The sequence below is a fragment of the Streptomyces sp. NPDC048473 genome (genome assembly GCF_043200155.1).
GTDB lineage: Bacteria > Actinomycetota > Actinomycetes > Streptomycetales > Streptomycetaceae > Streptomyces.
Window position 1 is genome coordinate 65,062 of the sequence record NZ_JBICXE010000026.1, and the last position, 12,814, is coordinate 77,875.

At 72.3% G+C, this 12,814-nt stretch carries 14 protein-coding genes and 1 pseudogene; 5 read left to right on the forward strand and 10 right to left on the reverse strand.

Annotated features, from left to right (window positions below; all coding sequences use genetic code 11):
- Nucleotides 1-202 precede the first annotated feature (202 nt).
- Nucleotides 203-730 (forward strand): NUDIX domain-containing protein, encoded by a 528-nt coding sequence (locus tag ACGFU7_RS32220; RefSeq protein ID WP_393700507.1) that lies wholly within the window; start codon nucleotides 203-205, stop codon nucleotides 728-730.
- Between the two features lie 68 nt (nucleotides 731-798).
- Here the strand turns inward: ACGFU7_RS32220 and ACGFU7_RS32225 are convergent.
- The 3 genes and pseudogenes from ACGFU7_RS32225 to ACGFU7_RS32235 form a co-directional block, all read right to left on the reverse strand.
- A pseudogene (locus ACGFU7_RS32225) lies at nucleotides 799-1,251 on the reverse strand (ATP-binding cassette domain-containing protein); the annotation flags it as partial.
- A 121-nt stretch (nucleotides 1,252-1,372) separates the two neighbouring features.
- Nucleotides 1,373-2,314 carry a M56 family metallopeptidase gene (locus ACGFU7_RS32230; RefSeq protein WP_393700509.1) on the reverse strand — a complete coding sequence of 314 codons (942 nt, stop codon included), beginning with the start codon at nucleotides 2,312-2,314 and terminating at the stop codon, nucleotides 1,373-1,375.
- The gene (locus tag ACGFU7_RS32235) at nucleotides 2,311-2,643 is read right to left on the reverse strand and encodes a BlaI/MecI/CopY family transcriptional regulator (protein WP_393700607.1); all 333 of its coding nucleotides are present in this window, start codon (nucleotides 2,641-2,643) and stop codon (nucleotides 2,311-2,313) included. The genes ACGFU7_RS32230 and ACGFU7_RS32235 overlap by 4 nt, the downstream gene beginning before the upstream one ends.
- Before the next feature lie 255 nt (nucleotides 2,644-2,898).
- On the opposite strand from ACGFU7_RS32235, the gene ACGFU7_RS32240 reads away from it, so the two are divergent.
- The 4 genes from ACGFU7_RS32240 to ACGFU7_RS32255 all read left to right on the forward strand — a co-directional run bounded on the left by ACGFU7_RS32240 (nucleotide 2,899) and on the right by ACGFU7_RS32255 (nucleotide 5,993).
- Entirely contained in the window at nucleotides 2,899-3,567 is a 669-nt protein-coding gene (locus ACGFU7_RS32240; RefSeq protein ID WP_393700510.1) for a DedA family protein, read from the forward strand.
- Nucleotides 3,567-4,169, forward strand: a complete 603-nt coding sequence (locus ACGFU7_RS32245) for a phosphatase PAP2 family protein (RefSeq protein ID WP_393700512.1) — start codon at nucleotides 3,567-3,569, stop codon at nucleotides 4,167-4,169. Before ACGFU7_RS32240 ends, ACGFU7_RS32245 begins: the two co-directional genes overlap by 1 nt.
- Entirely contained in the window at nucleotides 4,166-4,870 is a 705-nt protein-coding gene (locus ACGFU7_RS32250; protein WP_393700514.1) for a phosphatase PAP2 family protein, read from the forward strand. The genes ACGFU7_RS32245 and ACGFU7_RS32250 overlap by 4 nt, the downstream gene beginning before the upstream one ends.
- 91 nt (nucleotides 4,871-4,961) lie before the next feature.
- The gene (locus tag ACGFU7_RS32255; protein ID WP_393700515.1) at nucleotides 4,962-5,993 is read left to right on the forward strand and encodes a bile acid:sodium symporter family protein; all 1,032 of its coding nucleotides are present in this window, start codon (nucleotides 4,962-4,964) and stop codon (nucleotides 5,991-5,993) included.
- A gap of 185 nt (nucleotides 5,994-6,178) precedes the next feature.
- Here the strand turns inward: ACGFU7_RS32255 and ACGFU7_RS32260 are convergent, their stop codons facing one another.
- From ACGFU7_RS32260 to ACGFU7_RS32290, 7 genes are all read right to left on the reverse strand, one after another.
- Complete coding sequence (locus ACGFU7_RS32260) at nucleotides 6,179-7,219, reverse strand: NAD(P)-dependent alcohol dehydrogenase (RefSeq protein ID WP_393700516.1); 1,041 nt, start codon at nucleotides 7,217-7,219, stop codon at nucleotides 6,179-6,181.
- An 81-nt stretch (nucleotides 7,220-7,300) separates the two neighbouring features.
- Nucleotides 7,301-8,074: an SDR family NAD(P)-dependent oxidoreductase gene (locus ACGFU7_RS32265; protein WP_393700517.1), complete on the reverse strand. Its 774-nt coding sequence runs from the start codon at nucleotides 8,072-8,074 to the stop codon at nucleotides 7,301-7,303.
- On the reverse strand, nucleotides 8,071-8,742 hold the full coding sequence (locus tag ACGFU7_RS32270) for a TetR family transcriptional regulator (protein ID WP_393700519.1): 672 nt from the start codon (nucleotides 8,740-8,742) through the stop codon (nucleotides 8,071-8,073). Before ACGFU7_RS32270 ends, ACGFU7_RS32265 begins: the two co-directional genes overlap by 4 nt.
- 85 nt (nucleotides 8,743-8,827) lie before the next feature.
- Nucleotides 8,828-10,030, reverse strand: coding sequence for a PP2C family protein-serine/threonine phosphatase (locus tag ACGFU7_RS32275; RefSeq protein WP_393700521.1), 1,203 nt, complete (start codon nucleotides 10,028-10,030; stop codon nucleotides 8,828-8,830).
- 176 nt (nucleotides 10,031-10,206) lie between these two features.
- On the reverse strand, nucleotides 10,207-10,965 hold the full coding sequence (locus ACGFU7_RS32280) for a GNAT family N-acetyltransferase (RefSeq protein ID WP_393700523.1): 759 nt from the start codon (nucleotides 10,963-10,965) through the stop codon (nucleotides 10,207-10,209).
- Entirely contained in the window at nucleotides 10,962-11,882 is a 921-nt protein-coding gene (locus ACGFU7_RS32285; protein ID WP_393700524.1) for an NADP-dependent oxidoreductase, read from the reverse strand. The genes ACGFU7_RS32280 and ACGFU7_RS32285 overlap by 4 nt, the downstream gene beginning before the upstream one ends.
- A 141-nt stretch (nucleotides 11,883-12,023) precedes the next feature.
- Nucleotides 12,024-12,464 (reverse strand): hypothetical protein, encoded by a 441-nt coding sequence (locus ACGFU7_RS32290; protein WP_393700525.1) that lies wholly within the window; start codon nucleotides 12,462-12,464, stop codon nucleotides 12,024-12,026.
- Nucleotides 12,465-12,814 lie beyond the last annotated feature (350 nt).

Sequence of the window (12,814 nt, forward strand, 5' to 3'; positions counted from 1 at the left end):
CTGGAATCCCGATGGTTGCGCGGCCCGGCCCGCGGGCAGAAAGCGCTGTCGGCGGACAGCATGGCCGCGCGCACAGCCACGCACCAGGGGGCATCGGGAACCTCGGGGGAAACAGGATGCGTCGACTCGATGACGGCAATGACCACCGGGAAGGGGGTGTCGTCCGTGGCGGCGTACGGTACCGGCACGCAGACTTGACGGCATGCCATCCCAGAAGCGCGCCATGCGCAGTGCGGGTCTTCTCCTGTTCCGCCGACTGGACGGGGCCGCGGACGACGGCGCCGATTTCGAGGTGCTCATCGGGCATATGGGCGGCCCGTTCTGGGCGGGCCGCGACAGCGCGGCGTGGTCGATCCCCAAGGGCGAGTACGGCCCTGACGAGGAGCCCGCGGCCGCTGCCCGCCGTGAGTTCGCGGAGGAGTTCGGCCGTCCGGTGCCCGACGGTGAGTGGGTGGCGCTCGGTGAGGCCCGTCAGTCCGGCGGCAAGACCGTGACGGTGTGGGCGATGGAGGCGGATCTCGACGCCGCGGCGGCCGTTCCCGGGACATTCACCATGGAGTGGCCGAGGGGGTCCGGTGTGCTGCGGGAGTTCCCGGAGATCGACCGCTTCGCCTGGTGCACGCCCCGGGAGGCCGCGGAGCGGCTCGTCACGGGCCAGCGGGTCTTCCTGGACAGGCTGCGGGAACACGTGGAGGACGGGCGGGTGACACCCGCTCAGGACCGGTCCTGAGCGGGCTTTTCGCGGTCTGTGCGGTTGATCTCCGGGCTGTGCGGATGGTGTTCGACCGGCCCCCCGGCTCACACGGGACCGCTCCCGGCCGGGCGGCCGCCGTGCAGTTCCAGACGGTCGCCGGTGAAGCGGCTGCGGAAGCTGCGGTCGTGCGAGACGACCACGACGGCTCCCCGGTACCTCGCGAGCGCCGCCTCCACCTCCTCCACCAGGCTGAGCGCGATGTGGTTCGTCGGCTCGTCCAGCACCAGCAGATCGGCCGGGCGGGTGACCAGGCGGGCCGGTGCGAGCCGTCGCTGCTGCCCGACGGAGAGGGCGGCGACCGGCACCGTCAGGTCCTCGGGACAGAACAGGCCCAGGGCGAGGAGGCTCTCGGCGTACTCGTCGGGGTGGCCGGGCCGCCCCGCGGCGAAGGTCGCCAGCAGTGTGCGGCGCGTCGGCCGGGCGGGGAGTTCTTGCGGGAGGCAGCCGATCCTGGCCCGCCGGCGCACCGTGCCCTCGTCGGGGGCGACCTCGGCGGCGCATGACGGTGCGCTGTGGGGCGGGGCTGCCGGACGGGCGGAAGGGACTGCCGCACGCGGGGGTGGCCCTCGGGGTCACCCGGCGAGGCTCAGCGCCGCGCGGCGGCGTCCATGCCCGGAATCAGCGCCCGCTCTCGCCCTGTGCTGCCTCGATGCTGCTGTGCAGATCGCTCGTCGCGTCGAGCGCGGCGGCGCCGGAGACGACCAGGCAGGCCAGCAGCGCCGCGGCGGCCGCCCGGCCGACGCGGGGCCGCGGGGCGCTCCGGCCGAGGAGTGCGGCGACGCGGCGCGGTACGGGCCCGGCCGCTGCGGCGAGCGCCACTCGTGGGCGAGGCTGCGGGGCGCCTTCGGCGGCGCGTGCGGCGAGGGCGGCTCGGCCGATGGCCCGGGCGGCGAGCATTCGGTCACCGACGGCGGAGGCGGCTGCCTCGTCGGCGCAGCGCTCCAGGGCGTAGCCCATGGGGGCGCGCAGGGAACGCAGCGCGGGGTGGCAGAGTGCCGCCACTTCGGCAGCGGCGATGAAGAGGTGGTGCCGGCCCGCGAGATGGGCGCGTTCGTGTGCCAGCAGGGCGTCGCGTTCGGCGGGGTCCAGGGCGCGCAGCATCCCCGTGGTGACGACGATCCGGCCGGGAGTGCCCGGACGTCCGGGCAGCGCATACGCGTCGGGGCGGCTGTCGCGCAGGACGGCCAGCTCGCCATCGGCGTACGGGGACGGCTGCGCGGCCCGGTGCAGCTCCGCCCAGTGGCGGCGGGCGGTGCGGGCCACGGCGGCGGCACAGCCCGCGAGCAGCGCCAGTGCGGCAGCCGCGAGGGGCACGGCGGCGGCGGGAACGGCGTCGGAGAGCGGCCTGACAAGTTCACCGAAGGCGGAGACCGCGGCGAAACGGGTCGCGCCGGGCACCACCAGCAGGGCCAGGGCGAGCAGGCTGCACAGGGCGAGGCCGATGCCCGTCGAGGCGAGCAGCCGTACGGCGCGCACCGGCGACAGGGCGTCCGCCAGGCGACGGGCCGCCGGTACCGCGACGAAGGGCATCAGCAGCGGAACCCACACGGCATAGATCATCGGGCGTCTCCGTCGAGCAGGTCCCGGAGCAGCTGCTCGTCCTCATCGGTGAGCTGTGACACGAATCGCGCCAGCACCGTGCTGCGGTCGTCCTCCTTCTGCAGCTCGCTGTGCATCCGGCGGGCGGTCAGCCCGGGCGCGTCCTCGGTGGGGGTGTACGTGAATCCGCGGCCGGCACGGGTGCGGATGACCGTACCCTTTTCGTACAGGCGCGACAGGATCGTCGTGACGGTGGTGCGGGCGAGGGCCGCCCCGATCGCACCCTGCACCTGGCCCGGGGTGAGCGGGGTTTCCGCTGCCCACAGGGCCGCCAGGATCGTGGACTCCAGCTCGCCGGACGGGCGCCGCTCCGATGCGGTGTGGTGCGGTGACGGGCGCTCCGGCCCGGCTTCCGCTGCCGGCCCGGGGGCCGGTTCGCCGTACGAGCGGGGGCCGGGTTCTCCACTCGATATCCCCTTCACCTGGGACATGGGAACTCTCCTCCCCTTTCGGGCGTCTACAGTGATGTAGACCGTCTACATCACTGTAGTCAGTCCGGGCGTCCCGTGGGGCCGCCCGCTCACCATTATGGGAGACCCTCCACCGTGTCCGTATTCTCACTGGCGGCCGCGCCACAAGCGGTGAACCTGCTCGACGCGGGTTCACTGCTCGGAGCGTTCGGTGCACTCGGCATCGCTGCCGTGCTCTTCGCCGAAACAGGACTGCTCGTCGGCTTCTTTCTGCCCGGCGATTCCCTGCTGTTCACGGCGGGCCTTCTCTGCGTGTCGGGCACCGACGGTCCGGTCGAGCTGTCATTGCCGCAGGTGCTGATCGCCGCGGTGGCCGGCGCTCTGCTCGGGGCGCAGACCGGCTACTGGATCGGCCGCCGTGGTGGCCGGGCCCTGCTCGCCCGCAGCCGCGCCAAGCGGCTGCACGAGGGTGCCGCCCGCGCCGAGGAGCTGCTCGGCAGATACGGGCATGCGCGGGCGATCGTGCTGGCCCGTTTCGTACCCGTCGTGCGCACGGTGCTCAACCCTCTGGCCGGGGCGCTCAACGTTCCTGCCGGGCTGTTCACGCTGTGGCAGGTCATCGGCGGGGCGGTCTGGACCGTGGGGCTGGTCCTCGCGGGGTACGCGCTGGGGTCCTCGGTGCCCAACGTCGACCGTTATCTGCTGCCGATCGTCGCTGTCGTGGTCGTGGTCTCCCTCATCCCGCTCGCCGCCGAGCTGCTCCGCTCCCGCAACCGGCGCACGGCCGAAGGAGACAACAGCTGATGCTTCTCGCCTCCACCGCCACCTCGATCGACGGTGGCCTGTACACCTGGATCACCGAGCTGGCCCAGCGCTCCCCCGCCGCGCTGGACTCCGCCGTCCGTGTCTGGTCGGACTACGGGCTGGCCCTGTTCGCCCTGCTGATGCTCGCGTCCTGGTGGCGCTCTCGCTCCGCAGGCCCCGCCCGTACCGCCATGGCGCTCTGCGCCCCGCTCGTCGTGGTGGCCGCGTACATCGTCAACGATCTGGTGAAGTCGGCCTTCCATGAGCAACGGCCGTGCCAGACCCTGCATGTCGTGACGGTGGAGGCATGTCCCGCACTCGGTGACTGGTCCTTCCCCAGCAACCACGCCGCCATCGCGGCGGCCGCGGCGATGGCCATCTGGCTGACCGGCCGCCGGCTCGGGGCGATCGCGGTGCCTGCCGCTCTGCTGATGGCGGCGTCCCGGGTGTGGATCGGTGCGCACTACCCGCACGATGTGCTGATCGGGCTGGGTACCGGCGCGCTCGTCGCGTGGCCGTTGACGATCGCGGCGCGACGGTGTGCCCCGGCGGTGGTCCGGCTGCGCGAAGGCCCGCTGCGCCCCCTGGTGGCGACACGGTGACCGGGGACGCTTCGACGGCCGCGCGCGCCCGGTCCGTACCCGTCGCGTTACCGCTCCGTGCGCCGCTGGGAGCCGCTCTCGTCGGGCTGCTCGCACTGATCGGGCTGGCGGCTCTCGTCCTGGCCACCCGGCACGGCTCCCCGCCCGCCCTGGACCGGGCCGCCCGCGACTGGTCGCTGCGGCATCGGCCGCCGGGCCTGGTGGCGGCCGCCCGTGCCGTCACCACCACCGGGACCGGAGTGTTCCCGTACGCGACAGCGGTGATCGCCGGGCTGATCGCGGGCCCTGACACCCGCCGACGGCTGGGGTACGCGGTAGGCGCCCTGGCCTTCCTGCTGCTCGCGCAGGGCGTCCGCTACGGCCTCATGGAGCTGATCGCCCGGCCCCGCCCGCCGCTGGGCGACTGGGCCACACACGCCTCGGGCTTCGCCTTCCCTTCCGGGCACGCGACGACGTCCGCGCTGATGGCCGGCCTGCTGCTCACGGCCATCGGTCTCCGGACGCGCGGTGAGACCGGGCCGCGTCCTGTCCGTACCGTCGTCGCTGTCCTGGTGGTCTGCTGGGCCGCGGCCGTCGGTCTGAGCCGGATTCTGCTCGGGGTGCACTGGGCGACGGATGTACTCGCCGGATGGCTGTTCGCCACGGTCTGGGTGGGGCTAGGGACCGCGCTGATACGCAAGGCACTGCCACTCCCGCAGTGACCGGTCCGTTCAGGCCCCACCCTCATCGAGGACCCGTGCGATGCCCCTCATGTCTCCCGCACGCGCCATCCGTCCACCCATCGTGCCGCGTATGCTCTCGCTCCTCCAGCGACGACTGACCTGGGTGATGGTGGCCGCGTACGCGGCGGCCACGCTGCTGCCGCAGGCCGGACTGGCCTTGCGGCAGCTTCACCTCGCCGCGGTGCCCGTCCCCGGCGGCACCCGTACCCAGCTCACCCTGCCGTCGCTCCTGCTCGGCTATCTGCTCTTCACCGCGGCGTTACGGGTGCCTGCCGGGGGGCTGCCTCGGCTCGCCCGCCGACCACTGCCGCTGCTGGTGGGAACGGCCGCCAATACGCTCATTCCGCTGGCCCTGCTGCCCTGCCTGGCCATGGCACTGGGCCGACTGCCCGATGCCGACGGGTGCAGCGGACTGATCACCGGGCTCGCGCTCGTGGGGGCCATGCCGGTCGCGGCCGGCGCCACGGTATGGGGCGGCCGGGCGGGCGGCAATCACTCCCTGGTCGTGGGGATCGTGCTCGCCTCCACCCTGCTGAGTCCGCTGACGATTCCGCTGATGCTCTCGGCGGCCTCGACTCTGACACGCGGCCACTATGCCCACGATCTGTCCCGGATGGCGGCGACGGACGGCGGGGCGTTCGCCGTGATCAGCGTGATCGTGCCGTGCGTCGCCGGTCTGGCCGTCCAACAGGTGACACCCCGCCATGTGCTCGAACGGCATCTCCCATGGCTGGGGCTGCTCGGACTCGTCGACGCGGTACTGCTCACGTACAGCAACGCCTGTGGGGCGCTCGGCGGCTTCCTGCTCCACCCGCGGCCCGCACTGCTGGTCGCGGCCGTCGTCGTGGCCGGGGTGCTGTGCGCGGCGTCCTTCGTCATCGGCTGGTGTCTGGCCCGCACGGTACGGGCGAACCGCGCGGACACGGTCGCGATCACGCTCACCTGCGGAATGAACAACAGCAGCGCAGGTGCGGTACTGGCGGCGACGAATCTGCCGAGCAGCCCTCAGGTGCTCCTGCCCGTTCTCGCGTACAGCCTGTTACAGAAGTGCGGGGCGGGGCTGGCGGACGCGGTGCTGCGCCGCAGGGCCGCCCCCTCCTAGCTCCCGTGGCCGGGCAGGCGGATGACGGCGCGGCCGCGGTCGAGGTCGACGGCGAGGAGGGCGGCGCGCCGCCCTCCTCGCCGTCGCGCAGCAGCCGCCGGCACCTGGCCCTGACGGGCGCTGTTGCGGCGGGCCGTCGCACTGCGCGACGGCCCGCACGGTCCTGAGGGTCAGGGCTGGGCCGGTCAGCCGTTGGGGAGGATCACCGCGCGGCCGTTGATCTTGCCGTGGTGCAGTCGCTCGTACGCCAGCGGTGCCTCGTCCAGTGTGTAGGTCTCGACGTGGACCTCGACCGATCCGGCGCGGGCGAGGTCGAGCACCTCGGCGAGCTCGGAGCGCGATCCCCAGTACGGGGAGGTCACCGTCGTGCTGTTCGGCAGGGAACCGAAGCCGACCGGCAGCGCACCGCCGCCGAGGCCGACGATCGTGACATCGGAGTCGATGGCGGCTGCGGCCCCGGCCGTGGCGACAGTGGGAGGTGCTCCGACGAAGTCGAGGATGACCTGTGCGCCGATACCGCCCGTCAGTTCACGGACCTTCGCCGCGGCGTGCTCGTCGGAGAGCACGGTCTCGTGGGCGCCGACGGCACGGGCCAGGGCGAGCTTGTCCTCTGAGACATCCAGGGCGATGACCCGGACGGCCGTCATGGCGCGCAGCAGCTGGATCGCGACGTGGCCGAGGCCGCCGCTGCCTATGACGACGGCGGTGGCTCCGGGCACCAGCTTGGGCAGGGACCGCTTGATCGCGTGGTACGGGGTAAGGCCCGCGTCGGTGAGCGGCACGGCCTGGACCGGGTCGAGGCCGCCGAGCGGCACCAGGTGGCGGGGGGCGTCGACGATCATGTACTCGGCCATGGCGCCGGGCGACCCGAGTCCGGGCGCAGTGATGCCGAGCTCCTTGGCGCGCAGGCAGTAGTTCTCCTTGCCCTCGGCGCACTTGATGCACGAACCGCAGCCCCAGGGGCCGTAGACCGCGACGGACTCGCCGGTCGAGAGGCCGCTCACTCCGTCGCCGAGCGCTGCGACGGTGCCGACGCCCTCATGGCCCAGGGTGAGCGGCAGCGGGAAGGGGATCCGCTCCGCGGGCCGGCTCATCACGGCGATGTCGGAGTGACAGACACCTGCGGCGGTGACCTTCAGCAGCACCTGGCCGGGGCCGGGCTCCGGATCGGGCACGGTGACGACCTCGGGTGCCGAGCCGACGGCGCGGTACTGAACGGCCTTCATGGGGTTCTCCTCATACTTTCTTTGTGTTCTGTTGCTCGCCCCCGTTCCCCGTTGCTCGCCCCCCGTTCCCCCGTCGGCCGATCAGGGGGCGGAGTAGCCGCCGTCCACCAGGTGGTAGCTGCCGTGGATGAAGGAGGCGCGGTCGGAGAGCAGGAAGGCGGCGAGTTCGGCGACCTCCTCCGCCTTGCCGAGGCGTCCGGCCGGGTGCAGCGAGATGAGGTGGTCGCGAGCCGGGCCGTCCGTGTTGCGCAGCAGCGGCGTGTCGATGAAGCCGGGGCCGACGGCGTTGACCCGGACGTTCTGTGCCGCGTATTCGAGGGCGGCCGTCTTGGTGAGGCCGACGACACCGTGCTTGGCGGCCACGTAGGCGGGCGATCCGGCGAAGCCGTTGGTGCCGAGGATCGACGACATGTTGACGACGGCGCCGCCGCCCGCCGCGACGATCGCGGGAAGCTCGTAGCGCATCGAGTAGAAGACACCGCTGAGGTTGGTGGCGACGACCCGGTTCCAGTCCTCGATCGCGTACTCACCGGTGGGGTTGCTCGGACCGCCGATGCCCGCATTGTTGACGGCGAGGTGCAGGGCGCCGAACGTGTCGACAGCGAATCGCACGCCCGCTTCGACGGACGCCGGGTCGGTCACGTCCATGGCGACCGCGGCGGCCTTGGCGCCGGTGCTCTCCAGTTCGGCGACCGCCTTGCGGGCGCCCGCCTCGTCGTAGTCGGAGACGACGACGGAAGCGCCGCCTGCGGCCAGCCGGTGGGCCAGGGCCAGTCCGATGCCGGAGGCGCCGCCGGTGATGAGGGCGGTCTTGCCGGCGAACTCCTGGTCGGCGGGGGTGAGGGGGGTGCTCATGAGGTTGCGTTTCCTTCCGTGGTGCTGTGCGGCGCCGGCCCGGCGGGAAGCTGCCCGAGCAGTTCTCCGGAGAGGGCGTCGAAGGCCTGCCCGACAAGTTGGGGCAGGTCGTCAGGGTGTCCGCCGCGCACCCAGGCGGCCTGGGCCGCGAGGAGTGCGCCGGCGCCCGCGGCGACCGTGACGGCGGGACGGATGTCCAGCCGCGGGTCGACTCCGAGCCGGTCCGCCACGATGGCGACCGAGTCCTCCTGGGCGTCCACCCGGATGTGGTGGAACGCGGCGTAGAGGGTCGGCTCCTGCTCGGCGAGTACCAGCAGGTCGAAGATCCGGTCTCGGCGGTGCCACGCCTGCGCGCCGGGGTCGTCGAGCCAGGCGAGGACGGCACGGCGGTAGGCGGTGAGCGGGGGCTCGTCGGCGGGACGTACGCGCAGGGCGTCGTTGATCCGGTCGCCGTCGCCCCGGAGCGAGTCCAGGACCGCGGCTTCCTTGCCGGTGAAGTACCGGCTGAAGGTGCGCCGGTCGACGTCCGCGCGTTCCGCGATCTCCTCGACCGTCACATTCTTCAGACCCCGGTCGAGTACGAGCTCGAACGCGGCCTGCGCCAGTGTGTCCCGGGTCCTGCGGGCCTTGCGGCTCCGTCGCTCCTGGGTCTTCCGTTCCGGATTCATAAGTGCACCGTACACCTAAAAATGTCCCGATGCGACAGAAGTCTCGTCGGGACACGGGATCAGCATTCGACTGCCCCCGGCCGCTCTACCGGTCGCTGAAGGTCTCTGCGGCCCGGCGAGCACCGTGGCCGGTCGCCACGGGCCGGTGGCGGCTGCCTGCCGGTGCCCGGTGCAGGGCGAGCGCGGCGATGTCGTCGCGCCGCACGCCTCCGGAGAAGGACTCCAGGTCGGCATGGAGCGTGTCCAGTACCTCGCGCGGCCCGCGCTCCGCCCAGCGGCCCAGCCGGGCGTCCAGCGGATAGAAGGCGCCCGATGCGTCGCGCGCCTCGGTGACCCCGTCGGTGAAGACCAGGAGCGTGGCGCCGGACGGGAAGTCCAGCCACTCCGCGGCCCGTGCCTCCGCACTGAGTTCCGCCATGCCCAGCGGCACGGATGTGCGGCGCAGCGCAACCGGGCAGGCCACGCCGTCGTGCAGCAGCCGGGGTGGCAGATGTCCGCAGTTGACGGCCTGCACCCGGTCCTCCCCGTCGAAGCCGAGCACCAGGGCGGTGACGAAGCGTTCGATCTCCCCTGTCTGGGCGGAGAACGCGTTGTGCCGGGCGACCGCGTCCTCCAGCGCATCGACCACACCGGTCAGGGTGGGCTCGCGAATGGCCGCTTCCCGGAACGCTCCGAGCACGGCGAAGCCCGCCCCGATCGCGGCGAGCCCCTTGCCCTGGACATCCCCGATGATCACCCGGGTTCCGTAGGGCGACTGGACGACCTCGTAGATGTCACCGCCGACCAGGCGGTCCTCCTCGATCGGCGTATAGATGCCGTGGGCGAAGATCTGCTCGGTCAGGATGGGCAGCGGGCGCAGGATCTGCCGCTGGAGCGCGACGGCGGCGGAGCGCAGCCTGGCTATCTCGGCGGCGTGGCGGATCCGCAGTGCGCAGGAGCCGACCCCCAGGAAGCAGGCCAGCACGGTGAAGGCGACGCTGCTGGTGATGTCCCAGAACGTTCCCCCGGTCACCAGCCGTGAGCAGACGACGACGGTCATGATGCAAGTGGCCACGCCCACGGTCTGCCGGATCGTTCCGAAGACCGAGACGAGTGCGGGTACGACCACGAGGAGCGGTACGAGGCGCAGCTCGTCGCCGGTCCGGATGTCGAGGATGCCGACCAGGGCGGTCAACAGGGCCAGCCCGCCGAACAGTGCCCCGTTCCCGACCCGGGGGGCGAAAACGGCTGCCTCCCCCGCGTCCGTACCCGGGAGCGTCTCTACTCGGCGCTGGAGCCCGATGGTCACGGCCCATTCCTCCCGGGATCTGCCGGCCCCGCGCCGGCGGTCACTCCCAGTCCATCCGGTTCAAGGGGGCAGCGCACGAGGCTTACGGCCTCTTGGAGTGCGCCGAAGGTCCCGGAACAGGAAATGGCAGTGACCTTCGGCCCGGAAGTCCCGGGCCGAAGGTCCTGTGTCCCGGGTCAGCGCATAGCTGCCGTACGGACTCCGCCGGGCCCCGGCAGGCGCGTCGGCGGGTGTTCCGGTACGAGCGCCGAGAGGAAGGGCGTCCGGCGGCGGAGCACGAATCCCATCGATTCGTAGAGCCGGATGGCATTGGTGTTGGAGGCGGAAGCGTGCAGGAACGGCGTTTCACCGCGCTGCCTGATCTCGTGGGCGACGGCGAGGACGAGGCCGCTGCCGAACCCCTGTCCGCGCGCGGACTCGTCCGTGCAGACGCCGCTGATCTCGCTCCAGCCGGGTGGGTGGAGGCGTTCGCCCGCCATCGCGACGAGCGCTCCTTCGCGCCGGACGCCGAGGTAGGTGCCGAGTTCGACCGTACGGGGCAGAAACGGCCCCGGACGGGTGCGGGCGACCAGGTCGAGCATCTCGGGCACATCGGCGGGACCGAGCCGTACGGCCTGCGGAAACGGGGCCGCCGCGACGCCGGCGTCGACGAGCTGGACGCCCTCGGCGTTGAAGGTGATCTCCCAGTCGTCCGGCGGCGGCTCACGGAAGCCGGTGATGGTGACGGCGCCACCGGGTCCGGCGAGCGTTGCGGCGTCGGCCCAGTCCTCGGCCTCCGGCGCGTCGGGGACCGCGACCCAGGGGGCCACGTCCACCGGGTAGCGCAGGATGCGGCCGCGGTGCTCGGCGAAGTGGGCGTGCGGGCCGGTCAGTGCGGCGCGGACCGGGTTGTCCAGTGGATGCGTGTCACCGGCAGTGGCAAGCGGCGCGCTCATGCGATCGCCTCGATCACGATCTTCCCGCGCGCATGTCCGCTTTCCACGGCGTGCAGCGCTTCTCCCGCTTCGGCCAGCGGGAAGGTCCGGGTCACATGCGTCCGCAGGGCTCCGGTGACGACGAGGTTCGCCACTTCGTCGAGGACCGCCGCGGTGCGGGCCCGTGCGACGGCCGCCCCGCCGAGCTCCACCGCCAGCGGCTTGCCCCCGGCGCTGATCAGCGTGGCCGGGTCCGCGAGCAGCGGGGCCACCGCCCTCAGGGTGGCGCCGCCGACCAGGTCGAAGACCGCGTCGATGCCGTCGGGTGCCGCTGCCCGGACCCGGTCGGCCAGACCGGCGCCGGATTCGACGTGCACCGCGCCGAGCGACTCGATGAAGTCCTTCTTGGCCGCGCTCGCGGTACCGATGACATGGACACCGGCGTGGCGTGCGAGCTGTACCGCGACCGTTCCGACACCGCCGCCCGCCCCGGTGATCAGCAGGGTCGAACCGGGGGCGAGACCGAGCTGGCGGACACCGTCGTAGGCGGTGGCCGCCGCGACCGGCAGGACGGCCGCGTCGGTGAACGACAGCTCGGCCGGTTTGTGCGCGGTCACGGCGGCGGGCAGCAGCGTGTACTCGGCGTACCCGCCGGTCACCGGATTGCCGAAGACCTCGTCCCCAACTGCGAATCCTTCGACATCCGGGCCCACGCCCTCGACCACTCCGGCGGCCTCGCTGCCGAAGACGGTGGGAAACGGCTGCGGTTCACTGCCGGGCCTGGTGTACCCCGTACGCAGCTTCCAGTCGACCGGGTTGACCCCGGCCGCCCGAACGGCGACGAGCAGCTCGCCGGGCCCGGGCACCGGCACGTCCTGGTCGACGAGGGCCTCCACCTCCGGTCCGCCGTTGCGGGTGAAGACGTACGCCTTGGGCATGAGCTCCCTCTCTCCTGTTCGTGGCAGCGACGGTTCACGGCACCGACGGCCGGGCCGGTCACCGGTCGCTACAGCAGCAGGAAGGTCCTGTTCCGTGCACGTATTCCCGGGCCGGTGGAGTGTTCACCGGGCCGCAATGATTCAGCGGACGCCGCCCGTGACCGGGTCCACGACCTTGTTCACGAGGAGTTCGAGAAGTCTCCGGCCGTCGCCCGCGGTGCCGCGTTCGGCGGCTGTGTCCGGGTTGACGTCGAGCAGCACATGGGCGTCGCCCAGCTCGCCGAGTTCCGCCAGATCGACCCGGATCCGGTCGATCGTGCCGTGCCCGGCGGGGCGCTCACTGCCGAGGAGTGCGTCGGTGACACGGATCTGCAGCCGGAGCACGAGCGCGGGAACGGGGCGCCGGACGAGACCTCGGTCGATCTGCTGCATTCCGGCCACGAGCAGGGCCGCATCGAGATCTACCGCACCCGTCTGCATCCGCGCGCCCAGAGCCAAGCCAGCTCGCGCGGTGCGGACTCGGCGGAGTGCGTGCTGGTGATGCCGGGCCAGGTGACACTGGTCGTCAGCGATGTGCCGCATCTCCTGGGACGGGAGACACGGCCCGGTTCTCGGAACTCAGCAGCCACTACTACACCACCGAGGACTCCCCCGCCGTCACGCACACCGTCGTCGGCTACCCGCGCGCCTGAGGCATACGGGCATCGGTCCGCAGTCGGGGCACCGTCGATTTCGACTCAACTACCGCTGGATATGTGCCGGTCGGCCCCGATGCGCCGTCTGCTGTGGCAGTCTGGAGGCGACCGCCCCACCGGGCTCCCCCGTACCGGTGGGGCGGTTCTGATGTCCGGTGCGCCGCGCCGGCACAGATATGACGAGGGATCACGGTGATTCCCGGCCATTGATGCCGTGTGACCTGATCGACTTCCACT